A 24,067-nucleotide genomic window follows, 5' to 3' on the forward strand; every position below is an offset into this window, starting at 1 on the left:
ACGCTAAGGCTAAAAGGAACCACCGATCAACTGATTGCTTATCTCACTTAAGATACTGTACGATATGCCAAAATTAATAATAAATAGAAAAATAAGTGAAGTTGGGAATACACCTTTTATTGCTCAGCCTCTGTGTTTTTTGCATAGAAGCCGCCGCCGCTCCTGCTCAGGAAAGACAAAACTATGATGTCGCCATTACCGCCGATGATTTTGTCGCCAAGCAGTTGTTTGGCGCATTAAGTGAAGAGTTTGGTCTCCAGTTTACCTATCGCCATTTTGATACCTTCGGCGAAGTGCTTGATTCGGTCAGATCTGGAGAGAGTGATTTTGCGCCGAACACGACTTACAGTGAACAACGGGCGAAATACCTACATTTACCTGCCCCAACCAACATTGAGTACACCTACCTGTTTTACAAAGACAACATCGATTTTAAGCACGTCAAACGTGTAGCCGTGCCGATACGAACCATATTTGTAGACCTTTTGAAGCGTCATTACCCGAGTATCGCAATCTATGAATACTCAACGGTAGAAGAGGCGAAAAAGCTACTCAACGTTGGCCAAGTTGATGCCATTGTTGCCGGTATCAATTATCTGAAAGCGTTTAATAGTGCCGGTTTTCAAGCGGAAGTCATCAACAACAAAATTGGAGCGCCTCCTGTCACCATTGCAGTGGCAAAAGATAGCGACGTAACATTGGTTGAACAGTTTGTTCGTCACGCACAGACAGAAGCGGTCCAACGGTTGCTTCATGACTCCATGATCCACTATCAAAAACAAATCCGCTTGACTGCGATTAAGAAAAACCTGGTTCGCCATGGCTTAGACCAAACAAAACCTCTCTCAGTCAAGTTGGAGCCTGTGTATCCCTACGTGATTTATCAAACCAGCGGGGCAATCAAAGGGGTGACTTACACGATTTTGCAGCAAACGTGTCAAATGCTCGAGCTCAATTGTAAGGTGACAAGCCGGGCTGATGAGTCTTGGCAAAGCATGTACTCTGATTTCAAAGCGCAGAACATTGATGTGATTGCGCCGATACATGTTTCTCCGTCACGTGAATCGTATACCTACTTTGCGAAGCCACACTACCGGGCAATGACCATTTTGGTGAAACGTTCCGGCTACAAAGATGGCATCTATCGCTATGTATCGGAACTGATTACTGAGCGGATCGGGGTAGTGAAAGAGGATTATGCGGTCAAAAAACTGCAAGCCGCTTTGCCTCAAAAGCAATTTTACTTTGTCGACAATCAGCAAGCTCTGATTGATGCTTTGGTTGCCGGTGAAGTGGATTACATTGTGGTTGATCGCGCCGCTTTGAATCGAATCCTTCGGAAAGATAAGTTGTTGAACATTGAGGAGGACGACAGCTTAGGTGTGTTCTTTGAGTCCAATATTGCATTTGGTTTTAATCGAACTGAGGAAGGGAGACTTTTGGCAGAAGCCTTCTCGCAAGTACAGGACATCATTGATATTCAATCTATTGCCAACATGTACAACATTCAGCCCGCTTGGCGTAATTTGTACAGCGCCGAGCAAAAATTCAATATCCAAGTGAGGGTGTTATTCGTGATGTTTGTCTTGTTTGCCACTTGCGCTTTGCTCTATTTGAATCACCAGTCCACCACCGATCAGCTTACTGGACTGAAAAACCGAAGAGCGTTAGATCGATACCTTGCTAAATCAACGGTGGAAAATGGGACGGTTCTCTATCTCGATATCAATCGTTTCAAACAGTTTAATGACACGTACGGTCACCATTTCGGTGATGAAGTATTGCGAGCGGTTGCCAAGCAGATAAAACGTCTAACGAAGGAAAACGCCTATCGCGTCGGTGGTGACGAGTTTATTGTCATCAGTCGCCTTGGATTATGTGGTGTAGAGAGGCTTAAATCTCAATTGTCGGCCGTCTGTGTAAAGAGATCCAATGGCGAGGAGGTCAAGGTCACCGTCGCCATTGGTATTGCGCGAAACATCAGATCCCATTCAGATTTAGGTCAGCTACTCAAAAAAGCCGACACTGCCATGTACAGCGATAAATCATCCTACTATCAAACGGACTGATGCTCACTGACCAAAAACAAAACACCCCACATGATTGTGGGGTGTTGGTATTAGTACCAGTCATCCTCCGGGAAGAACTTTCCCTCTGGAGCATACGGGTCTTCATCAAATGGGTGTTCCGCTTTGGTGCGTAAGTTATCCAATTGATGTTCTAGCATTTTGACTGTGTCGTAGTCTCCTTCCGAACACGCCACATAGATCTGCTGTTCCAAAATCTTAATGCTATCTTGAATTCCCATAATACCTCCCATGAGCAGCGGCACTGCTTGTTAGTTGGTTTTACCTATTTTCAAAACGATTATAGTCTAGCAATCCAAATTCGATCGGTTGATTTTGCTGATACCAGCGATGAACGCGGTCGCTAAAAGGCCAAAATTCATCAGAGCTGCGTCTAACAGCGAATCTATCCAATAACTTAACGTAGTCTTCTTCACTCTCAATATTACTAAGCAAAGTTACAAATTGTGGAATGTCGGACTCCTCGAGAGATAAATACGCGGCTGGGTAACTGCCGATCACTCCTCTCACTAGAGTAAGGCTATCGTTTTTCGGATCGCGATTGCTCTCCTCATCAAACAGGCTGGATATATTGGTATGCGCGTTATCATGAAGTAGGGTGAAGAGCTGGTCGTCTCCCTGCTTGGAGCGGATCATCACCATGCTAATTTGCGGCACATAGAGTAGACCTTCGCCCTTAATGTGATTGATGCTTCTTAATCGCTGTTCATTGGCGATAGAGAAGCCAGTTTGCTCTATGTCATAGCGATTGCTGAGGACAGGCGCAAGCTGGGTACGAAGGATATCGTAGAGCTCTGCTTTCGGGTTATCGGTTTGGTAAGCGACTTGGGTCGGTTGATCAAATGGCGCAACATTACGCTGTAAGAAGTCGCTCAGTTGCGGGCTTTGATCTTGGTACCAACTCGATTGCTCTTGATGGCGTACATCTCTTGGCAGCAACGCCACGAAATTACTTTCACCCTCTAGGCGCAAAAAGTCCATGAACATGCGCGTCATAAGTTGATGACCAAAGTTACCGTATACGTCGAAACCGGCAACTAATAAGTAGTGAATACGTTCAATCAACGCATAATCGAGCACCCAAGCTGTTTTAGGCGGCGTGCCAACCAAACCTTGCACCACCGAGGCGCTGTCAAAGTGTCGGAATACCGTTAATGCGGCGTTCGGATTAGTGCCATTTCCGGTCCAAATGACATCGGTGGTCAGGTGCTTACCGTCTTTAAACCACTCATTAACGAACTCCGATTTTTCCTTTAAATAACGCGCTTGTTGGCGTGAATAGGAGACCCAACTGGTTATCGGTAGGGTATTACTCTCTAGCTCTGCTGGTAGCTTGAGGTTGTCAGCCTGAGAGCGATAGAACTCGTTGACTTCCGGTATATCGGACTTGTCTGGGTCGAGGAAAAACACCCAAAAACGGTCATTGATAACGTTAAGCGCCAGTTGTCCACGACAAACCGGACCTTTAATAAAGGCGTTGATGGTGTTCTGCGCATTATCAAGCATGAACTTAAATCGCGCTTTAACTGGCAAGTCAATAAATGCCGTCATTGGGTTAGCGGCTATCTCTGGCTCGTAGCCTGGCAGTTGAGCAACTGTGTAGTCAGCGTCGATAAACCATGTTTTCCAGTTGTGCATCCGCTCTTTATTAAGCGCAAATGGCATATGCGTTTTGTCAACAATCGTGCCTTGTTCTGGTATTAGGCGGTAGTAGACGCGCTCTACGTTAGGATCGTCATACGGTCGGCGGGTCGCAATGCGCTCTACAGGTTCGCCGGGTGGCGTTTTGGATCGCACCAACGTAAAGAATCTTGGCTCTGGCTCATTTAAGTCAGAGAAGTAAAGGTGCGACAGAAACAGATGCTCATAAATGTAACGTGCTGCAAGTTGAACTTTGCGTGAGCTCTTATTCAGTAACACTTCGTACTCATCGACAAGGCGTTGCTGCGCTTGCGTCAGGGGCAGTGGCGTGTTCATGATGGCGCCGTCTTGAAGCCAATTGATCAGCGTTGAGTATTCGTGTTTGGTCAGGTTTGGCATTCCGTAGGGCATCCCCCACGTCGGGTAGTCGTTTTGATACTGCTGATATTCTTCAATGGTTGGGCACACTTGGTCGCGATCGACGGAAAAATCAAAACCAGTCAGTTGAGTTTCGTTTGGTAGTGGGTGGGCTTCTTTTTGCATCAACATCTTTGCAACCAAGCCCGCTTCTAGATTGGCGGTTGGCGTTTGCATGCGTTCATTGAGCACTGGGTGGAACCCCATGGTTCGCCACTCTTGTGTTGATTGTGCATCTTCAAACAGTCGACTCGGTTTTGCCGCTGTTAAGCGCGTACCTTGATAGACTAATTCTTTGCTTGCGCCGCGGTCGATGCCTTCGACAGAAGACATTTTGAGTTGGCAGGGAGCATCATAGCAGGCATGGCAAACGACACAGCGTTTATCGATAATCGGTTTAACTTCATCAAGAAAGAACACGCCTTCATGAGTTTGTGTGTCGACGCGGCGCTCAACCACTTCGGCTTCGCCAAACAGTTGGTCGAAATTTAGCCCTGCGTAGGTCGCGCACCCTGCGAACAGAGTGACGGCAGCCATTACAAAAAATGTCCGTAAATTCATGCTTATAAGTGCTCAAGTCTTATGGAGGCTAAATTGCAGCAGAAAGTCGACATAGAATCAAATAAAACTCCGAGTTTGATGGAATGGGCTATTAATAAGCACGTCGTATGATTAATGTTAGATTAACTTTTCACCTTATGGGATGGCTCCTATTGCTCGCCAACTTGGGTTAGTTATGCTGTGACAAAACAACCAGTTGGCGAAAATAAATGATTAAACGCGGAAAATGGCTTCCTTATCTCTTTGTCCTGCTGCTCATGGTGACTTTTGGGCTAGCAAAACTGCTAAGCGACAAAAAAGAACAAGCGGTAGAGCGTCAAGAGCAAAACGTCGCCCCGATTTTGGAGAATATCATTGCAACCTCGAACGGGCCTTATCAATGGCCGTTAGAGGCAACGGGCGTGCTCCAAGATTTCGCAGAATTTGGTCAGGCGCCGTTGTTTCCGAATCTCTATCACTCAGCGGTGGATTACTTTGCGGCTCCCGGTACGAAAGTGTATGCAATATCTGATGGAACGGTCTATTTCTCGGACCATGAGGCGGCGTATGGCGGCGTGATTATCATCGAACATACTCCCAAAGGAGCTTACTCTTTGTATGGTCACGTGTCGGCGAGACAATGGTTGATTGAAAAGGGAGCCTCTGTGACCAAAGGGCAGCTTATTGGATATATTGCAGAAACGGATGAAGGTTATGGTATTGGTATAGTGCCGCACTTGCACTTCTCGATACGGCTCGGATCACCGTCTGACTATCCCACGAGTGGGCGTAGCAATTGGATGACAGGTTACACAACCGAACACCCGATTTTTCACCAGTTTGTTGACCCAAACAAGTTTATCGCCCAATCGAGGTTGTATTTCAGAAATCAGCGTCAAGGCCAAGATGCAACGCACTAACTTTTATTGATTGACGTAACAGACCGAAAATGGGACGTCGAGTCGTTCAAATTCTTTAAACCATCGCCACTGATTGTCTTGCAGCTTGTCGCCAGGTCCTTTTACTTCAATCCACTCAAAGGTCCCGTCTTGAAAGGCGATAAGATCAGGCATACCACTGCGGAAGAGTTTTAGATCGCTCAACATGACGTTGAACAACTCAGCGAGCATGTTAGTTGGAATGTGGCTTAATGCCATGGTTAACAGCGCCTCATCGAACAGACCCCAATGGACAAATGGGTTACTGATGCCAAATTTGGCTCGATAAGTATCAAACAGCGATTGCGTATCCCCACATCGAATTTTTTCAAGTGCATCATTGATTGCTTGCTGCCGCTTGCTAGCAAAATCCGAATGGTACAAGTCGAGTGGACGGTGCTGATAGGCGTTGATAAATGCCCCTTCAATTGGCGCGAAGATCGCCTCCCAAAACGTCAATCCAAACAAGCTGTTTAACAATATGTACTCGCTGTAGAAAACCGTCCAACCTAGGTTCTCAAAATAGGCTTTGGACGCCAGTTCAACACGTTGTTGGGATAGATCCAGTTCAACTCGATACTCACTGCACGTTGGTTTGCTTGCGCGTGGGACTTTAAAACCTTGTTTACGCATAACACGTTGTTTTAACTTTTCTGCGATTTCAAGCTCAGCAATATCGATAGGGGAGGTTAGCATTTCTGTGACAATGTCACTAAATAGGTCATTCTGTTCTAGCTTGTCGTAGATGCGAGCGCGGCGTTCTCTGCTCGGTGTCAGTTTAGTCTGCTCAAACAGTGTTAGAGCCGTCTCAAATTCGTTTATTCGTTCGTAATCACGGGCGATATCGTTGATCATGTGCTCACGTTTACGGTCGACGTAGCGATGTTCAACCGGTTTTGGCATTGCTTTGATAAGAATATCGAGGTTCGCTTTTTGTTTTCTGTCGCATTGCCAATAAAGGTTGGAGAGTTGGCTGAGTTCAATAAGGCGATCGATTTGCTCTCTGCTCTCGAAAAAACGTCGAGCTTTACTTAGCTGATATTGCTCAAATTTATGCAAGCCCAAATCATCCAGCACAAACTGACTCAGATCTTGATGGGTATTGGCGAAAAAGAGAGTGAGCAAGAGATCAATCATGTGGGCGGAGTTGAGCTTGATCACCGTAAACGCAAGCGCCTCAAATTGGTCAAAATTCTCTTCGCTTAGGCACGCAACTAATGCCTCTTTCTTGAGGGACTTCTGATGCTGAGGATAAAGCGCTAGGATCTCTGGTTTGGTCAGTAGATTTGCGGCTAATTCTTGGTTTGTCAGCTCAGGGGAGAGCGAAACAAAATCATGAGCGGCCAATTCAGCCAAAGCCGACTGGATAGTATCGATTTCTGGATAGTTGAGTTTGTCGCTACGAAACCAATGCCCTTTGCGGCTATAAAGACGAACAAGCAGGCATTGAGCCCCTTTGCTGATCGCGTCGAACGTCACAAGCCATTGATGTTCATCTTGGCTAAGTAAATCACTGTACCACTGGGTGGCGTGATGAGTGAGTTTGAAAAAGTTATCCAGGTAGTAATCTGGGGCGAGCTCGACCGTGTTTTCCATAACCAATAGACAATAAAAAAGGCTTAACCCTTAGGTTAAGCCTTTCTCACCGTAATTCAATTGATTATGCGTTTTTCAGCTGCGCAACTTTCGCTTCAGTCAGTGGCTTAGTGATGAATGCAAGCACAATACAAACCGCCATCATCGCTGCTGAGATAGTGTAAGCAAGACCATAGCCGTCACCGTTAGTCATTGAGAAGCCAACAACAGCAGCACCGATTGCACCACCGATACCCCATGCTGTGTATAGCACGCCGTAGTTAGTGCCGTAGTTCTTCAGACCATAGAATTCAGCCGTTAGAGTAGGGAACACCGCTAGAAGCGTACCGTAACCAACCGCTGCGATTGCAGTACCGATGATCAGCGTAAATTCAGATTTGAACGTTGCAAACAGAACCATGTTGATGCCCTGTAGAACGAACGCTAGAAGAAGTGTACGAACGCCACCGATCTTGTCTGCAAGCATACCTGCTGCAACACGACCGCCTGAGTTAAATACTGCGAGGATAGACGCTAGGTAAACCGCGTTTGGTAGGTTCGCTTGAACGCTTGCAATCGTTGTGATGTTACCGATGATCATAAGGCCAACAGAAGCGGCGAACGCGTACATGATCCATAGAGAGTAGAACTGAGGCGTTTTAAGCATGGCTTTCCAAGTTAGGTCGTCAGACTTCTTCACAACCTTAGGCGCTTGGCCTTCTTTTACTTTAGGTTCAGCTGGCGTGTAATCCGCTGGTGGGTTGTTGATTGTCGCTGCTAGAGGAACCGCGATAGCAAGAATACCCACACCAAGCACTAGGAAGCTTGTTTGGATGCCCATGCTGTCGATCAGCGCAGAAGTTACAGGCGCTAGGTAGATAGCAGCAAGACCAAAACCTGCGGCGATGATGCCGTTAACCATACCTTTCTTCGATGCGTGGAACCACTTCATCGCAGAAGGAGAAAGACATGCGTACCCAAAACCGATACCTGCACCCGTGATAACACCAAACGTGATGTTTAGCATCAGTGGAGAGTTAACAAAGCCCGATGCGATCATACCTAGACCTGTAAGAACAGTACCTAGGATAAGAATCATACGTGGACCCATACGGTCTTGAAGAATACCTGCAACAAGAAGACAGATAGAGAAAGTGATAGTTGCAGTCGCGTAAGGCGCAGATGCTTCAGCAGCCGTCCAGCCTGATTCAGTCACTAGTGCTTTGTTGAATACACTCCAAGCATACAGGATGCCAAGACAAAGGTTGATACAGAAACCTGCTAGCAGGATGCGCATAGCTTTATCAATCTTGCTCATTTTTATTCTCGGTTGTCCTCTGGGGAGAGGAGGGGTTAACAGTCGATTAATTCAAATTAAGTTTGCGTTTATCAACATAAAGCGCAATGGGCGCGAATTATAACCAAATAAAATGTGATTGGAATCTCTTTTTCAACTTAATCGTATATTTTTCAAATATTGTTGATTTTTTGTAGCGAAAACGATTTCTATTGATAGATTTGATGAGTATAAAGCGGTGAGAATAACCGATGATTGGATGTTTCTTGTCCAACAAGAAGAAGCGCGCGAACAATAAAAAAGCGCAGACCAAATGGCCTGCGCTTTTGATGTAAATAGAGTGATTTATGGCTTAGCCAATGAGTGCTGGAATTCCAGGCAATTGACCAGCAATCGCCAGTGAGCCGACACAAATAACGAACGCCAATCCAGGGATCAGGTACTTATCTTTCGCTGACAGCTCTTTTGCACGTTCATGGTCGCCAATTAGACCCATGTTATCGAGCAGCATGGTGGTTGCCCAGCCAAATACAGGGTTCACGAAAGCACACGCAAAGATACAAATACCCGCGCTGAGTGAGTCTTTGTGCTTGTGAATCATCTGCATACCTGCTTCAAGAAGAGGTAAGAAAACACCAACGATCAAGGCAACGCGCAGAACCGGTTCCCACATCGCCAAATCCATTGGGTAACCAATGATAGCTGCGGCGATACACATAATCCCTGTTAGTAGCGCGCCACCCGGAATCGGGCGTTTTGCGATAGCCGCTGGAATCATGTAAGTACCCCAAGAAGAGGCTAGGTTACCACCACCAAGGAACGAACCAATACCTTGGCGAATCGAAGCTACCATCATAGTGTCATCAACGTCCATAAGAACACCTTTCGCTTCTTTCGGGTAGTTTAGCTCTTGGAATACACGGTGGCCAAGATAGTCTGGCGACCACATCGCGACTGCAAGCAACGCAAATGGAGTTACCGCGATAAAGTGTTCTAGATTTGGCCAGCCAAGTTGCCAACCTGTGTCTTCACCCCACCAGTAGAAAGGGCTGAAGTGCGGTAGACCTGGCTCTGTAGTAAAGGCGAACTCTGCCCCCAACACATAAGCAACAATGCCTGCAATCAGTGAACATAGCGGAATCGCCAACCAACGCTTGTTGATTTTCGCAAGATAGGCGTAAACGGCTAGGGTGACACCAATGACTGCAAACGAGATGTAGCCTTGATCGGTACTGGCTGCCCACGCTTCGGTTTTATTGATCTGACCAATCAGACCAACCGCACCAAGGTAGATAAGCAAGCCGCCCCGAACGCCAACACCCGTCAGCGTCATCAGCTTTGATCCCCCTTTGGTATAGGCGAGGATAAAACCGAACATACAGACCATGATACCCAAAGCGAGCGGGTGCCCACCGGCTGCGGCAATTAAGGGGATTAACGGAATCATGGGGCCATGAGTGCCCGCCAAGTTTGAGTTAGGGTTTAAAATCGCAGAGAAAAGGATAACGAACAGCGCACCTGCGATCAGTAGTTCATAGCGAACGTTTTCTGCGACAAACTCTGGAGATAAGCCAAATTGTGCAGCAAATACCGCAACCATAGCCGTCACCATCACCACCTTACCAATGGTTGCCGCCAATGCTGGCACTAAGTCTTCAAGCTCGACACTGTAATCGCGTGACGGTAAGTGAATCCCCCAGCGGCGGAAGTTCATGATTTTTAGATCATGATTGAGAAACTCTTCACGGCTCTCAAACTCATGCGCTTTCTTGCGCATATCCCTATAAAAGGTTTTACTTTTGTTAGACATTTCGTCTTCCTTTGTAATGAGACGAAGTTGAACCATGTCAATGAGTGCTCCACTTGCACTTGGTATACTGACCTTCGATCAGTACGAGACGACATCCCAGACGCTACCAAGAGCCTTATTTTATTGAAAAGGCGGGACTAACATAGGTTCACTTCGTTGGTGAAGACAAGACAACTCTTGGGCATCTTGTCAAAAATCACTTCGAAACATTGGCCTCATACTAAGAAAGGGGTATGACGTGATTATTGATTTCGATTAAATAATGCTTCGGTGTCATTGGTACGATGATTACTTCGTAATAAAAATGCTACGCACCACACATTTTTGACTAATTTATCAATATGCAAGAAAGTGGCTAATACTGCATGAAAATTTCAGAACACGCCGATCGCACAGAGCATCTGTATGGGATACGAGCGGAAGACATCCACCGTTGGATTGACGGTTTTTTCGATTACAGTGGTCAAGGCCACAACGAGACGATGGCGAAAAAAGTCGATTTCGATCCATATTCCCATCGTCGTTTTCGTCATTGCAAAGAAGCACTAGCCGAAGCGATCCAAGAGTTTGGCGATAAGTACACCAGCCAACAGATCAAAGATGTGCTCGAAACCCATATACGTGACGATTACCACGGCTACCTACCGACCCGAGCGGATTTTGAAAACGGCTCTTTCACCGCGAAATATCACGACACTAGCCACCACGCTCAACTTGGCGACGTGCTTGATGAATCCGAACTGGCTGACTATTTCAGCGGCTTAAGCGCAGTGCAAAGTGAGCAAGACTCCCCTTTAAGCCGTTTTGGTTTGAGAATTGTGCTGCCAACCATTAGTGCCATTATCTTGTTTGTCACCGCCATCATTTATCTCATCCTGCCTTTAGTGGAAGCATCAATGGTGGGACAAAAGCAACAGATGCTCAAAGAGCTCACCTCCACCGCGGTGAGTGTTGTTGACCGCTACGTCGAGATGGAAAAACGCGGTGAAATCAGCTTAGAAGAGGCGCAACGTAAAGCAGCGCTAGACATAAAAGCGATGCGCTACGGTCCGGAAAACAAGGATTACTTTTTCATTACTGACATGCATCCAAGAATGATCATGCACCCGTACCGCAGCGACTTGACCAACCAAGATTTAACCCATTACTACGAAAGCGAAAAAAGCTCGGATTTTCCTATTTTTGTCGAGTTGGTAAAGCTGGTCGAAAGCTCTCATGAAGGGTATTTGGAATACCTCTGGCAGTGGAAAGATGACGCCACGATCACTGCTCCGAAAATGACCTATGTTGAAGGGGTTGAAGAGTGGCAGTGGGTCGTAGGGACTGGGGTTTACCTAGAAGATGTACAACAGGAAATTGATCATCTCGAGAGCACGCTGTATCGCGTTTTCGTTGCGATTACCCTCGGCTTAGCCCTTATCATGTTCTACGTCATCGCCCAGTCGAAAGCGATGGAAAAACGCAAAATGCGCGCCGAAGTTGCCTTGCATGAAGCGAAAAACCGTTATAAAGCTTTGGTCGAGTCATCGAATGAGGGCTACATTTTGGAGGCCGATGGCAAGATTGTCTTTTCCAATACTCGGCTGCACCAACTGCTTGGCTACACCGACACCGAGCTAAAATCACAAACGATCTGGCAGCAGCTGTTTTCGACAGCGGAACAAAACTCGCAGGTTCTTGAACATCTCCTCAAGCTATTTAGCCATGAAGCTGAGCCCGACGAGTTCGAAGCGCAAATCGTGACAAAAAGTGGCCGTGAAATTGACATTATTCTTAGCACTTCACGCATTTTCCTTTCCGAAAAGCTCGGTCACGTGATTTCATTTCGTCCGATTGTGCGCAAAGTCTATGGCGCAAGTTTCCACTCGATGACGGCCAGTTCTGACTATCGCAAGACCAGTAGCAGTATCGTGGCGGATATTGAGCAAGGAGAAAGTCATAGCCATGTGGTTGAATCACTTAACCGATTAACCGACCTGATTCGTGAAATGATTGCTGCCGGGACGCGACCTGATCATCTAAGACGGTTAATTGGGCAAACCTACGATGCGGCAATCTGCCGTTTTATTGAATTGACCATTGAAGAGATTGGTGAGCCACCCGTGCCGTTCTCGTTTTTGTCCTTTGGTAGCAATGCCCGCCATGACATGACGTTGTTCTCCGATCAAGATAACGCCATCGTCTTTGAAACGCCCGATGACCAAGATCTCAAGGCAACACGACGCTACTTCCTGCACCTAGCAGAAAAGGTGTGCGCGATGTTGAACCAAGCGGGCTATCGCTATTGTGATGGCTTGATCATGGCGTCTAACCATCAATGGTGTTTGAGTGAAAAGGAGTGGCAAGCCAACTTCTCTCGCTGGATTGAGCAAGCAACGCCTGAGGGCATTTTGGAGCTCAATGTGTTTTTCGATATACGCTCTACATTTGGAGAGTTCGCTCTGGCGGATAAGATTCAGAGCCATATCCAGTATCTACTCAAGGAGAACTCCGAGTTTCTCAATGTGTATGCGCAAAACTGTATGAACCATGCGATCCCTCTAGATAGCGATGGCCAATTGGTGACGGAAAAGAGTGAAGGGCGAGCGATGATCAATCTAAAAGATTGCTTGAGACCGATGGAAATCTTCTGCCGTCTCTATGCGCTTAAACACGACATTCGTGAATGCAACACCATTGAAAGGTTGAAAGGTCTGTTTGCCGCGCAGGAAATTGATGCCAGAACGTACCGGGAGATGGTCTACATCTTTGATCACATCTGGCATCTGCGTTTTATGAATCAGGTGATTGAGTACAGTGACTTAAGACACATCAACGACAACCTCACGGTGAGCGACTTGACGGTGTTAGAGCAACAAAACCTTGTTAATGTGCTCAATCGAAGCAAGATGTTTCATCAAAAAGTACTTCAAGACTTTACCCTTTAGTCACGTTACATGATGGAGTAATTGGGGCCGCCACCTTCTGGCGGCTCCCACGTAATATTCTGAGACGGATCTTTGATGTCGCAGGTTTTACAGTGCAAACAGTTACTCGCGTTAATTTGAAGCTGACTTTGCCCCTCCACTTCAATAATTTCATACACCCCAGCTGGGCAGTAGCGTTGGCTAGGCTCATCAAACATGGGCAGATGCAGCTTAATCGGAATGAGCTGGTCGCCAATGTGCAGATGGCAAGGCTGATTCTCTTCGTGAAAGGTGGATGATAGGTACACCGAAGAGGTCTTATCAAAGCTGATGATGCCATCTGGCGCGGGGTAGTCGATGGGTTGAAACTTGGTTTTGGCTAACAGCTGGGCATGATCTGCGAGTGGATCGCTTACATTCCATTGGCTTGTTCCACCTGTCATTCGTTGCCAAAGTTGCTGTTCGAATAAGGAGAGAGCACCGCCCAATATAGGGCCAAACTTGTGCACCATTCCCGCAAAGTTACGCGATTGTTCAAGTTCTTGGTAAAGCCAAGAGTCACGAAATAAGCTGTGGTAATCGGCTTCGATTTGACTATTTTGCAGTGCACTGAATATGGCCTCTGCAGCCAACATTCCAGACTTCATCGCGCAGTGGCAGCCTTTGATTTTCGCTGGATTGAGTGTACCCGCGTCACACCCAATCAGTAACCCGCCGGCGAATTGTTGTTTGGGTAATGAAAGCAATCCACCCTTTGCGATCGCACGGGCACCGTATGCGATGCGCTCGGCCCCCTCAAGGTACTGGCAAAATTGCGGATGGTGCTTAAGGCGCTGAAACTCATCAAATGGGCTGAGGTAAGGGTTTTTATAGTTGAGGTCTGTAATTAAGCCAACGGCAACCAAATTATCTTCTAGATGATAGAGAAACCCGCCACCAGTGGTGTCGCTCTCGCTGAGCGGCCAACCAATCGAATGGAGCACAAGACCAGGTTGGTAACGCGGGTCGCCATTGGGTAGTTGCCACACTTCTTTAATGCCCACAGCGTAGTGTTGAGGTTGGCAGTCCTTATCAAGCGAATAATGAGTCAGGAGCTGCTTTCCAAGGTGACCTCGAGCCCCCTCCGCAAATATGGTTTGCTTGGCGTTAAGCACAACTCCGGGTTGGAACGTGTTTTTGGCTGCCCCTGATTTATCTAACCCCATGTCGGCGGTAATGATTCCTGTCACTTGTCCCTGAGCATCAAAGCACACCTCTTTAGCCGGAAAACCAGGAAAGATTTCGACGCCAAGAGTCTGAGCGTGATCAGCAAGCCAGCGACACAGTTTACTCAGGCTCATGACCCTGTTCTCTGGGCCATTTTTCATCGCGTCGGGCGTAAGAAATTCTGGAATCGATAGATGGTTGTTCTCGGTGGTCAGATAAACCAAGTGCTCTTGCGTGACTGGCGTTGAGAGCGGCGCCTCCATTTGTCGCCAATTGGGTAATAGTTCATCAAGTGCGGTGGTTTCAAATACTGCGCCGGAGAGGATGTGCGCGCCAATTTCGGGAGCTTTCTCGACAACGCAGATGGAAAGCGGATGCTCGTGTTCTTGAGACAATTGAGCCAGCCGACACGCCGCTGATAACCCCGCAGGGCCAGCGCCGACGATGACGACATCAAAGTCCATACTCTCTCTTTCCATCGCATTTCACCTTTACTTGGTTTCATGACAACAAGCCGCTCGAAGACCAACAGGGTTGCTTAAAATTCGGCAGCTTGGAGTAAATATAGTTACAGTTGACGTAAACGTAAACTTTACTAAGCTTCAAATTAACGCACTTGGCCGGAGGGTATATGAAAGTACTAGTCGCCATAAAACGAGTTATCGACCCCTACACCAAAGTTCGGGTAAAAGCCGATGGAAGCGGTGTTGAAGACACAAATGTAAAAAGGACCATCAATCCATTTTGCGAAATTGCCGTCGAGGAAGCGATACGACTCAAAGAAGCTGGACACGCCAGTGAGGTAATCGTGGTGTCGCTGGGGGATGAGGCGTGCCAAGAGCAGTTGCGCTCAGCCTTAGCATTGGGCGCAGACAGAGCCATTCATGTTCAGGTTGATAACACATGTCAGCCACTTGGCGTTGCAAAAATACTCAACGCGCTGATGAGTAAAGAGCAGCCAGCCCTGGTGTTACTCGGCAAACAATCTATCGATACTGACAATAATCAAGTCGCGCAAATGTTAGCGGCTTTGTCACAACGTCCACAAGCGACCTTTGCTTCCAAGTTGAATATCGACGGTGATTACGTGGATGTCGAACGAGAAGTCGATGGAGGATTAGAGCAGCTTAGGCTTACGTTACCCGCGATTGTGAGCACCGATTTGCGCCTAAATGAACCAAGGTATGCGTCACTGCCCAATATTATGAAAGCCAAGCGTAAGCCAATGGAGGTGCTTAGCCTTGAGGCCTTAGGCGTTAGCTATCAACCTACACAAACCATCGAAGCTGTGATGGCACCACCAGTTAAGCAGGCGGGTGTGATGGTGAGCTCCGTAGAGGAACTGGTCGACAAACTGCGCAACGAAGCCAAAGTGATCGAGTAAGGAGAGCACCATGAGTGAACGAATTTTGGTTGTAGCTGAACATGATGGTCAGTCTATCTCTTCTGGCACGCTCGCGGCCATTGAAGCCGCGCGTCAAGTCGCAAAGCATATCTCAGGCTCTGGCGTGGATGTGCTGTTGCTGGGTGAAAACCACACGTCACTTGGTGAGTCATTAGCGGGCATTGAACAGGTCGATAAAGTTTTGGCTGCGGCTCACCCAGCGCTAGGTACACCACTCGCCGAGTGTTTCGCACCCATTGTTGCCAAAGTGGCGGAGCCTTATTCTCATTTATTGATGCCGGCAAGCTCATTTGGCAAAGATTTGTCACCGCGTGTCGCCGCGCTGCTTGATGTCGGGCAGTTGTCTGATGTGATTGCCATTGAATCAGCTAGAACAGTGATACGCCCCATTTACGCCGGCAATGCGCTGGCCAAAGTGACCTCTCAGGATGACAAAGTGGTGATCACGGTGCGTGAATCGGCGTTTGATAAGGTGTCACTTGGCGTTCAACCAAGCGGTGAAATTGTCTCTATCGAGGTGAGCCAGCCCGCGATCAACACAGAGCTGGTGGGGCAGCAACGAACAGAGAGTGCTCGACCGGATCTGACGTCAGCCACTGTGGTTGTGTCCGGCGGTCGAGGCGTTGGCAGCAAAGAAAACTTTGCCCTAGTCGAATCCCTTGCGGATAGCTTACATGCTGCGATTGGCGCATCAAGGGCCGCAGTCGATGCGGGTTATGTGTCCAACGATCTGCAAGTGGGTCAAACTGGTAAGATTGTAGCGCCGGAACTCTATATCGCGGTGGGAATCTCAGGGGCGATTCAGCATGTTGCAGGCATGAAGGCGTCGAAGGTGGTGGTTGCAATCAACAGTGACCCAGATGCGCCGATTTTCGAGGTGGCGGATTACGGTTTGGTCGGCGATCTATTTGAAATATTGCCCAAACTCAACAATTTACTGGCTCACTAACAGAGCGCTTGCCATCGCAAGCCGCCGAAGTTGCCAAAGAAGCGACAAGCCAAGCGCAATCAGGTTCGCAAGTTGTTGGCAGCGCGGGTGAGCAAGGTCGAGGATTTGCTGTTGTAGCGGATGAAGTACGCAAGTTAGCCAGCTTGTCGGCGGACTCGACTGAGGAAATTCAAGGGGTGCTTGACCGCTTGCAGGGTGAGTCCAATCGTGCGGTGAGCGCAATGGTAAATGGTCGAGATCAAAGCTTACTTGTGGTCACCAGTGCGGCTGAAGCGAACGAATCATTGCACCAGATAGAGCAGCACATCACTCATATCAGTGATCAAAATATTCAAGTGGCGACGGCAACCGAAGAGCAATCCAGCGTGGTTGGCGAAATTAATCGCAACGTTGAAGAAATCAATCAGTTTACGGGGGAAACCGTCAGGTCGCTGAACAATTGAACGCCAGCAGCGAACATCTCATGCAGCTTTCCAAACAACTCGATGGCTTGGTGGGCAACTTCAAGATCTAACCGTTAGCAAAACGCCGAATTTTGATTCGGCGTTTTTTGGGTTGCAGTGCTATTTCTCGAGATGTTCCACCAGCTTTTTGGTAAAGCGCGCGGCCTCACCTCCGGTACAGGCTCTATGGTCGAAGGTGATAGAAAGTGGCATTGCTTTAGTCATCACAGGCTGGTTGTTAACCAGAGTGAGTTTGTCGATGATTCGGCCAGCGCCAACAATAGCGACTTGCGGAGGCGAAACGACGGGCGTAGCGTAAATACCCGCGATGGCGCCAAAATTTGACAAGGTTATAGTGGCGTGTTGCAGTTGCTCTCTGCCTATTTTTCGCTCTCGAATGCCTTTGACAGTTTCATTGAGCCATTGACGGACTTGCTCCGGATTCTGCGTATCAGCGTGACGAAGTACCGGAACGTATAAACCGTGAGCACTATCGACAGCGATTCCAATGTTGACGGTACTGTGCACGCAGCGCGTCATGGTATCGGCATCAAACCAGGCATTCAAAGCGGGTTCTTTCTGGCATGCGTAGACCACAGCTTGAATCAACCGAGATGAGATGTCTTCGCCTTCTGGCCAATTGATTAGATTGGCTTCCTCAGTGATGGTGACAGAAGCAACATTGTGGTGGGATTCCGTCATGGTTGAGACCATAGTGCGACGCGCCCCTTTGAGCACTTCGGTACCGGGCTGCTGCCTTCCTGCCTCATGATAGATATCATCGTCGGTGATCAAGCCTTTATCCCCAGTCCCTTCAATGTTATCAATATTCACGCCGAGTTTTTTCGCCAATAAGCGCGCCGAGGGCATGGCGATCACGGGTGATGAATCATTGTGGTTGCTGTCATTCCCGACCCAAAAACTGTCCACGGCAACGTGATGAGCGGCTTGAGAGACATTGCCAACAACCGTTGCTGCGTCTGCCGTTTGAGTTGAGGCAACCGACACAGCGGCTTCGCCCTCTTCAATTTCCAACAACAGCGCGCCAATGTTGACGACATCGCCTTCGTTCCCGTATCGCTTGATGATCGTGCCGCTATAAGGCGCAGGAACTTCGACAACCGCTTTGGCTGTTTCCACTGTTAATACGGTTTGATCTAACTCGACATGATCGCCTTCGTTGACATGCCATTCGATAATTTCTGATTCGGCTAATCCTTCGCCTAAATCGGGTAGTAAGAAGCGTTTCATTTCCAGCCCTCCACTAGCTCTCTGGCTGCTAAGACAATGTCTTGCTCTTGAATCATGAAGTAATCTTCATTTCGGTAATAGGGCATGATGGTATCCATCCCTGTGACCCGTTTTGGTGGTGCTTTGAGAATACACAACGCTTTTTCCGCCACCCGAGTAATGATCTCTGCGCCAACGCCGCCGCTTCGACTCGCTTCATGTACCACGAGCAGCCGTCCAGTTTTTTCCAGTGACTTTAATATGGTGTCCATATCGAGTGGTTTGATGCTTGCCAGATCGATGACTTCAACCTCAACCCCTTGTTTGGATAGAGTTTCGGCCGCTTGCAACGACTCAACAACGCACGCGCCCCACGTTACAAGTGTGATATCGCGCCCTTTTCTTAACGTAAAGCACGTGTCGAGCGGGAGCGCTTCGCCGCTGTCGACCACCTCTGACTTGACGGTTCGATAGATGCGTTTGGGTTCAAAAAAGAGAATCGGATCGTTGCTGCGGATGGAGGCGAGCAACAAACCGTAAGCACGCTGGGGAGAAGAAGGAATCACAACTTTGAAGCCCGGAATGTGAGCGAACAAGGCTTCGATACTTTCAGAGTGATGCTCTGGCGCATGAATCCCACCGCCAAAGGGAGCACGGAAGACCGCAGGGCAGGTGAGTCGGCCCCGAGTTCGGTTGCGCATTCGGGCTGCGTGGCACATTAAGTGTTCCATAGCAGGAAAAACAAATCCTTGGAACTGGAACTCAGCAACAGGGCGCAAACCTTGGGTTGCCATTCCCACGGCTACGCCACCTATCAACGCTTCTGCTAAAGGGGAGTCGATCACGCGTCGTAAGCCGAACTTCTCTTTTAAGCCTACGGTTGCGCGAAATACGCCGCCGTTATCACCGACATCCTCGCCAAGCACAATCACGTTGGCATCTTTTTCCATTTCGTGGTGAAGGGCGAGGTTAACCGCTTCAACGAGAGTCATTTCAGCCATGATGACCTCCTTGCATTCGCATTGCTTTGTTGATCAAAGCGTCTCGCTGCTCATTGAGTTCGACAGGGGCGGTTTCATAAAGGAAATCAAACGCGCTTTCTGGCGCCTCGGGGACAATGCCCAAGTAGTTGGCAACGGCTTGCTCAACGGTCTCTTTGCATGCTTTGAGCCACGACTCATCTTGGCTTTCATCCCATGCGCCCGTTTGGGAGAGGTGTTGTTTAAGGCGCGAAATGGGTTCATATTGCCACGCTTGTTTAAGCTCGTCGTCGCTGCGATAGCGAGTCGCATCATCGGCGGTGGTATGATCGCTAAGGCGATAACTGATCGCTTCAATCAGAGTCGGGCCTTTGCCTTTTCTTGCTCGGTCTAAGGCGGTAAGTACGGCATCATGCATAGCGACAATGTCGTTGCCGTCAACGGTGATGCCCTCAATACCTGCGCCCTTAGCTTTTTCGGCAAGAAAATCCGCCGCACACTGGAGTTGACGAGGGACGGAAATGGCCCATTGGTTATTGTTGACGACAAAAACCAAGGGTAGATTCCATGCTCCAGCGCAGTTGATGGACTCTAAAAAATCGCCTTTGGAGGTTGCGCCATCACCACAGGTGACAAGAGCAACTCGGTGATTGCCTTCGATTTTCAGCGCGGAAGCGACGCCAACGGCATGGGTACATTGAGTGGCAATCGGAACACAGAAAGGCAAATCTGCACTAGGTGTTCCATCTTTGGCGTTGAAATCACTGCCTCGTTCATCACCGCCCCAATACTGCAAATTTTTTTCCATCGGCACGCCGCGCACCCACATCGCTGGCATATCTCGGTAGTAGGGGATAAACACGTCGTTTGGGTGCATAGCATGGCCGATAGCAACGCCATACGCTTCGGCGCCTAAGTGAGAGGGGTAGGTGCCCAGTTTGCCAGTGCGCTGGAGTGCGACGGCTTTGTTGTCGTAGGTTCGCGACATTACCATGTCTTTGTAGTACTGCGTTAGGGTTGCGGAATCTGCCCAGCTTGGTAGTTGATTGACAGATTCACCCAAATGGTCGATAAATCGCAGCATGGGTAAAGCTTGTACGTTCATCGGAATCTCCTTCATCGCCTTTGTCCGGTGGATCGCACCAAATCAAACGCATAGCTGACTAACGCCATGTTTCGGCTCTAGTCAAGGTAGATACCTTTGAGTGAGTCGTGGAGGTCTCATTTGAAACAAATTACCAAAGATGATTCTCACCACATACTTTTCAACTGCCAATACACAACAATCTAGCAATGAATATTGGTATCTACGGTTTAAGGTAAGTGTAACCAATATGTTAAATTGTGCTTAATTTTGTCTTGAGGGAGAGAGTAAATCACGATTTACATTAAGTGATTTGTCAGCAGGAAGTGCCAGTTTGAGGGTTTTGGGTTCAATAGATATAGAGTTATTGCCTGTAATCGAAAGTATTGCCAGTAAATAAAATCAAACTCGTCAAAACAAAAACAGCAGGCCAAGACCTGCTGTTTTGCTAAGAGCTTGCCATTAAGACTCTGGCTGCTCAGTTAAGTTTTGCTTCTGTTGTACTTTGTACACTTTGCCCGCGTTGAAACGCTCTAGGTAATCCGCGAGATCACGTTTCACTTCAGGAACCAAGATGTATAGACCAACAATGTTCACCAGCGCCATCGCGAAGATCATTGCATCTGAGAAGTCGATAACAGGACCTAGGTTCATTGCCGCACCGATAACAACAAATACACAGAATTTTACCTTGAAGATAAGCTCTGCTGTTTTGCTCTCACCGAATAGGTAAGTCCACGCTTTTAGACCGTAGTATGACCAAGAGATCATAGTAGAGAAGGCGAACAGAACAACCGCAATGGCAAGAACGTATGGGAACCAGCTAATTGCGCTACCAAATGCCGCTGAAGTTAGCTCAACGCCTGCAAGACCGTGGTCAGTATCAAGGTAACCGGTAATGATGATAACCAATGCGGTCATGGTACAGATAACAACCGTGTCGATGAAAGGTTCCAGTAGAGAGACAAAACCTTCAGACATTGGCTCTTTTGTTTTCACTGCTGAGTGAGCAATCGCCGCAGAACCGACACCCGCTTCGTTCGAGAACGCTGCACGTTTAAAGCCTTGGATAAGCACGCCGATAACACCACCCGCAATACCTTCACCAGTGAATGCACCGTGGAAGATTGCGCCAAATGCGTCATCAATCTTATCAAAGTTAATCAGTAGGATAACCAGCGCTGCACCAACGTAGATCGTCGCCATAAATGGAACAACTTTCTCAGTCACTTTCGCGATAGATTTGATACCACCGATAATAACGATACCAACGATAACCGCAAGGATCAGACCGAACAACCAGCCTTTGTCTGCGAAGAATGAAGCGTCGCCACCCGTTACGCCTACAACCTGTTTGAACGCTTGGTTAGCTTGGAACATGTTACCGCCACCAAGAGAACCACCGATAGCGAACACAGAGAACAGCACTGCAAGAGTACGACCAAACGCCGCATTGCCACGTTTAGCTAGACCTTTGCTCAGGTAGTACATTGGACCACCTGAAACGGAGCCATCAGGGTTTGTGTTTCGGTATTTAACACCAAGAGCACACTCTACAAACTTACTGGACATACCAAGTAGGCCGGCAAGTATCATCCAGAATGTTGCACCTGCGCCACCAATAGAGACTGCGACCGCAACACCTGCGATGTTACCTAGACCAACGGTGCCCGATAATGCCGTTGTTAGAGCTTGAAAATGGGATACTTCACCATCTTCTTTTGCTTTTGGATCAGAGAATTTACCAGACACCAACTGTACCGCGTGCTTGAAGCCGCGAACATTGATGAAGCCAAGGTAAAACGTGAAGAAAAGAGCTGCTACAACCAACCAAAGAACGATCCACGGCACCTGTACGTCAGTAAAAGGGAAAGGAATGGTCGAGAAGATCATTCCTACAAATGGGTTGACGATGGGTGCTACTACTTCGTTGATCTTGTCATCCAAGTTGGAAGCCGCAGCGCTACCTGCAAATGTGCTCGCCAAAAGGGCAAGCGAGATACGCTTTGTCATGCTTTTCCTGCCTGTGCATTAAAGTTTATATGAATAATATTTATATGATGTTGTGTTTTGTTACATATGTATAACAACTGCTATTATTCATTTTATCTATTAGTTCGCAACATCTTTGTCGGAAAACATGACTTAGAAAACAGTTCTGATTTTTACTAACAATGATCGGCAATTTTAAACTTTTTAACTGGTTTTATGTGTTTATGTAGAGATATGGACCAATTGCAAACCGGTGTAGTGATGCATTATTTTTAACATTTGCATGGTTGATAAAACTATCTGTTTATAATTTAACCAGATAACAGCCAGTTTTTTGGCGCATTTATTAGTGATTTGTATATAACAAATGTGTTATCTGATGCATATTGGGTGATATTTTAATGATGAGTTCGATTTCTCGGATGAATGAGCGATTTTGTCTGGGTCGGTTGCAAAATAAGCTACTAAAAACAGAGTCTTAACACAGTTAAGTTTCTGTCAAATGTGGAGTGAGGGAGATTGATTATAAATGATTGAGGAGTAGGATGCGCGCCATCTTAATTAAGGGTAAACATTATGAAATCGAATGCTATTAAAATGGCGGTTGTTGCGGGCCTTGGATTAACCTCACTAACGGGTTGTATGGGGCAAATGGGCATCACGGGTATGGTATCTAAATTCAACCTAGAAGTGGTTGATAACCGTTACGGTCGTGAAGGCATGTTCCTACTTCTTTCACCTGTTTACGGTATCGCTGGCGCAGCAGACTTATTTATTTTTAACGCAGTTGAGTTCTGGACGGGCAAAAACCCAATTACCGGTAAGTCTCCTGCGGTAGTGGATATGCCGACAAAAAACTACATCAAGGTCAATGATCAACTCGATAGCTCGCTGACCACAGTACCGCTGGCGAACAATGGCGACATCGAAAAAGCGACTATGCATCAAATCGATGAAAATACCATGCAGATGGACATCTCATACATCGATGGTACGACTCAAGTCCTTCGCGGTGAAAAGGCAAGCGACAGCGTTGCGTTTTACCTAAATGACCAACATGTGACTACAGTATCGAACGAAGAGTTGAATCAGTACATCGCAGCAGCGAACATCTAATTCACGTTGGCACCTTCCGCCTTGTGGAAGGTGCTCACTCAATTGGCTGAGAACTTGTCAGTGAAAACAAAATCAGCAGAGTGACGTCAAATATAGACCGAAGTGGTGATCAAATCACCAGTCAAACCAAATACATCAAAAAAGACTTTTCTTTTCAGTTATCTGTGGCATATTGAAACGGTCTTCACGATGATGCGTGCATCGTATAATGGCTATTACCTCAGCCTTCCAAGCTGATGATGCGGGTTCGATTCCCGCTGCACGCTCCAAGACATCGCAACATCATTTCTATGCGTACTTCGTATAATGGCTATTACCTCAGCCTTCCAAGCTGATGATGCGGGTTCGATTCCCGCAGTACGCTCCAATATCATTCGATATTCTCCAATAAATTCAATTATTTACATCCAACATTAGAAAATACTAATAGGCACTGATACGACAAGGTGTC

At 47.5% G+C, this 24,067-nt stretch carries 17 protein-coding genes and 2 tRNA genes; 9 read left to right on the plus strand and 10 right to left on the minus strand.

Going from position 1 to position 24,067, the window contains the following annotated elements; genetic code table 11:
- Positions 1-95: 95 nt before the first annotated feature.
- Complete coding sequence (locus tag OH458_RS10585) at positions 96-2,069, plus strand: transporter substrate-binding domain-containing diguanylate cyclase (protein WP_269978305.1); 1,974 nt, start codon at positions 96-98, stop codon at positions 2,067-2,069.
- A 50-nt stretch (positions 2,070-2,119) separates the two neighbouring features.
- Here OH458_RS10585 and OH458_RS10590 read toward each other — a convergent pair whose 3' ends face one another.
- Complete coding sequence (locus OH458_RS10590) at positions 2,120-2,308, minus strand: hypothetical protein (RefSeq protein WP_005473708.1); 189 nt, start codon at positions 2,306-2,308, stop codon at positions 2,120-2,122.
- 40 nt (positions 2,309-2,348) lie between these two features.
- Entirely contained in the window at positions 2,349-4,706 is a 2,358-nt protein-coding gene (locus OH458_RS10595; protein WP_269978306.1) for a fatty acid cis/trans isomerase, read from the minus strand.
- 209 nt (positions 4,707-4,915) lie between these two features.
- Here OH458_RS10595 and OH458_RS10600 point away from each other — a divergent pair, with 209 nt between their 5' ends.
- Positions 4,916-5,605 (plus strand): M23 family metallopeptidase, encoded by a 690-nt coding sequence (locus OH458_RS10600; RefSeq protein ID WP_269978307.1) that lies wholly within the window; start codon positions 4,916-4,918, stop codon positions 5,603-5,605.
- 3 nt (positions 5,606-5,608) lie between these two features.
- On the opposite strand, the gene OH458_RS10605 is transcribed toward OH458_RS10600, so the two are convergent.
- From OH458_RS10605 to OH458_RS10615, 3 genes are all read right to left on the minus strand, one after another.
- The gene (locus tag OH458_RS10605) at positions 5,609-7,219 is read right to left on the minus strand and encodes a VRR-NUC domain-containing protein (RefSeq protein ID WP_269978308.1); all 1,611 of its coding nucleotides are present in this window, start codon (positions 7,217-7,219) and stop codon (positions 5,609-5,611) included.
- A gap of 64 nt (positions 7,220-7,283) precedes the next feature.
- The gene (locus OH458_RS10610) at positions 7,284-8,516 is read right to left on the minus strand and encodes an L-lactate MFS transporter (RefSeq protein WP_269978309.1); all 1,233 of its coding nucleotides are present in this window, start codon (positions 8,514-8,516) and stop codon (positions 7,284-7,286) included.
- Between the two features lie 331 nt (positions 8,517-8,847).
- Positions 8,848-10,305, minus strand: a complete 1,458-nt coding sequence (locus OH458_RS10615) for a DUF3360 family protein (RefSeq protein ID WP_269978310.1) — start codon at positions 10,303-10,305, stop codon at positions 8,848-8,850.
- Positions 10,306-10,670: 365 nt separating this feature from the next.
- Between OH458_RS10615 and OH458_RS10620 the strand changes: the two genes are divergently transcribed.
- A complete protein-coding gene (locus OH458_RS10620; protein ID WP_269978311.1) occupies positions 10,671-13,232 on the plus strand; it encodes a DUF294 nucleotidyltransferase-like domain-containing protein in 2,562 nt (853 codons plus the stop codon).
- A 5-nt stretch (positions 13,233-13,237) separates the two neighbouring features.
- Here OH458_RS10620 and OH458_RS10625 read toward each other — a convergent pair whose 3' ends face one another.
- On the minus strand, positions 13,238-14,896 hold the full coding sequence (locus OH458_RS10625; protein ID WP_269978312.1) for an electron transfer flavoprotein-ubiquinone oxidoreductase: 1,659 nt from the start codon (positions 14,894-14,896) through the stop codon (positions 13,238-13,240).
- A gap of 152 nt (positions 14,897-15,048) precedes the next feature.
- On the opposite strand from OH458_RS10625, the gene OH458_RS10630 reads away from it, so the two are divergent.
- From OH458_RS10630 to OH458_RS10640, 3 genes are read left to right on the plus strand one after another with little or no spacing between them, the layout of a single operon-like run.
- On the plus strand, positions 15,049-15,801 hold the full coding sequence (locus OH458_RS10630; RefSeq protein WP_269978313.1) for an electron transfer flavoprotein subunit beta/FixA family protein: 753 nt from the start codon (positions 15,049-15,051) through the stop codon (positions 15,799-15,801).
- A 10-nt stretch (positions 15,802-15,811) separates the two neighbouring features.
- Positions 15,812-16,771: an electron transfer flavoprotein subunit alpha/FixB family protein gene (locus OH458_RS10635; RefSeq protein WP_269978314.1), complete on the plus strand. Its 960-nt coding sequence runs from the start codon at positions 15,812-15,814 to the stop codon at positions 16,769-16,771.
- A gap of 8 nt (positions 16,772-16,779) precedes the next feature.
- Positions 16,780-17,214, plus strand: a complete 435-nt coding sequence (locus tag OH458_RS10640; RefSeq protein WP_443088509.1) for a methyl-accepting chemotaxis protein — start codon at positions 16,780-16,782, stop codon at positions 17,212-17,214.
- Between the two features lie 120 nt (positions 17,215-17,334).
- Here OH458_RS10640 and OH458_RS10645 read toward each other — a convergent pair whose 3' ends face one another.
- The 4 genes from OH458_RS10645 to OH458_RS10660 form a co-directional block, all read right to left on the minus strand.
- On the minus strand, positions 17,335-18,465 hold the full coding sequence (locus tag OH458_RS10645; RefSeq protein WP_269978315.1) for a dihydrolipoamide acetyltransferase family protein: 1,131 nt from the start codon (positions 18,463-18,465) through the stop codon (positions 17,335-17,337).
- A complete protein-coding gene (locus OH458_RS10650) occupies positions 18,462-19,445 on the minus strand; it encodes an alpha-ketoacid dehydrogenase subunit beta (RefSeq protein ID WP_269978316.1) in 984 nt (327 codons plus the stop codon). The genes OH458_RS10645 and OH458_RS10650 overlap by 4 nt, the downstream gene beginning before the upstream one ends.
- The gene (gene pdhA / locus OH458_RS10655; protein WP_269978317.1) at positions 19,438-20,529 is read right to left on the minus strand and encodes a pyruvate dehydrogenase (acetyl-transferring) E1 component subunit alpha; all 1,092 of its coding nucleotides are present in this window, start codon (positions 20,527-20,529) and stop codon (positions 19,438-19,440) included. Before pdhA ends, OH458_RS10650 begins: the two co-directional genes overlap by 8 nt.
- Before the next feature lie 441 nt (positions 20,530-20,970).
- Positions 20,971-22,521, minus strand: coding sequence for an alanine/glycine:cation symporter family protein (locus OH458_RS10660; protein ID WP_269978318.1), 1,551 nt, complete (start codon positions 22,519-22,521; stop codon positions 20,971-20,973).
- Between the two features lie 555 nt (positions 22,522-23,076).
- Between OH458_RS10660 and OH458_RS10665 the strand changes: the two genes are divergently transcribed.
- From OH458_RS10665 to OH458_RS10675, 3 genes are all read left to right on the plus strand, one after another.
- A complete protein-coding gene (locus OH458_RS10665) occupies positions 23,077-23,616 on the plus strand; it encodes a DUF3332 domain-containing protein (protein WP_269978319.1) in 540 nt (179 codons plus the stop codon).
- A gap of 194 nt (positions 23,617-23,810) precedes the next feature.
- Positions 23,811-23,885, plus strand: a tRNA-Gly gene (locus OH458_RS10670).
- A 23-nt stretch (positions 23,886-23,908) separates the two neighbouring features.
- A tRNA-Gly gene (locus OH458_RS10675) sits at positions 23,909-23,983 on the plus strand.
- The last annotated feature ends 84 nt before the right edge of the window (positions 23,984-24,067 follow it).

It is taken from the genome of Vibrio sp. MarTm2, from assembly GCF_027587055.1.
Classification (GTDB): Bacteria; Pseudomonadota; Gammaproteobacteria; order Enterobacterales; family Vibrionaceae; genus Vibrio; species Vibrio sinaloensis_D.

What these genes read in the sequence shown, in the direction of transcription:
- OH458_RS10590 (WP_005473708.1), bottom strand. Translation starts at nt 2,308, where the DNA reads ATGGGAATTCAAGATAGCATTAAGATTTTGGAACAGCAGATCTATGTG.
- OH458_RS10595 (WP_269978306.1), bottom strand. Translation starts at nt 4,706, where the DNA reads ATGAATTTACGGACATTTTTTGTAATGGCTGCCGTCACTCTGTTCGCA.
- OH458_RS10600 (WP_269978307.1), top strand. Translation starts at nt 4,916, where the DNA reads ATGATTAAACGCGGAAAATGGCTTCCTTATCTCTTTGTCCTGCTGCTC.
- OH458_RS10605 (WP_269978308.1), bottom strand. Translation starts at nt 7,219, where the DNA reads ATGGAAAACACGGTCGAGCTCGCCCCAGATTACTACCTGGATAACTTT.
- OH458_RS10610 (WP_269978309.1), bottom strand. Translation starts at nt 8,516, where the DNA reads ATGAGCAAGATTGATAAAGCTATGCGCATCCTGCTAGCAGGTTTCTGT.
- OH458_RS10615 (WP_269978310.1), bottom strand. Translation starts at nt 10,305, where the DNA reads ATGTCTAACAAAAGTAAAACCTTTTATAGGGATATGCGCAAGAAAGCG.
- OH458_RS10620 (WP_269978311.1), top strand. Translation starts at nt 10,671, where the DNA reads ATGAAAATTTCAGAACACGCCGATCGCACAGAGCATCTGTATGGGATA.
- OH458_RS10625 (WP_269978312.1), bottom strand. Translation starts at nt 14,896, where the DNA reads ATGGAAAGAGAGAGTATGGACTTTGATGTCGTCATCGTCGGCGCTGGC.
- OH458_RS10630 (WP_269978313.1), top strand. Translation starts at nt 15,049, where the DNA reads ATGAAAGTACTAGTCGCCATAAAACGAGTTATCGACCCCTACACCAAA.
- OH458_RS10635 (WP_269978314.1), top strand. Translation starts at nt 15,812, where the DNA reads ATGAGTGAACGAATTTTGGTTGTAGCTGAACATGATGGTCAGTCTATC.
- OH458_RS10645 (WP_269978315.1), bottom strand. Translation starts at nt 18,465, where the DNA reads ATGAAACGCTTCTTACTACCCGATTTAGGCGAAGGATTAGCCGAATCA.
- OH458_RS10650 (WP_269978316.1), bottom strand. Translation starts at nt 19,445, where the DNA reads ATGGCTGAAATGACTCTCGTTGAAGCGGTTAACCTCGCCCTTCACCAC.
- pdhA (WP_269978317.1), bottom strand. Translation starts at nt 20,529, where the DNA reads ATGAACGTACAAGCTTTACCCATGCTGCGATTTATCGACCATTTGGGT.
- OH458_RS10660 (WP_269978318.1), bottom strand. Translation starts at nt 22,521, where the DNA reads ATGACAAAGCGTATCTCGCTTGCCCTTTTGGCGAGCACATTTGCAGGT.
- OH458_RS10665 (WP_269978319.1), top strand. Translation starts at nt 23,077, where the DNA reads ATGAAATCGAATGCTATTAAAATGGCGGTTGTTGCGGGCCTTGGATTA.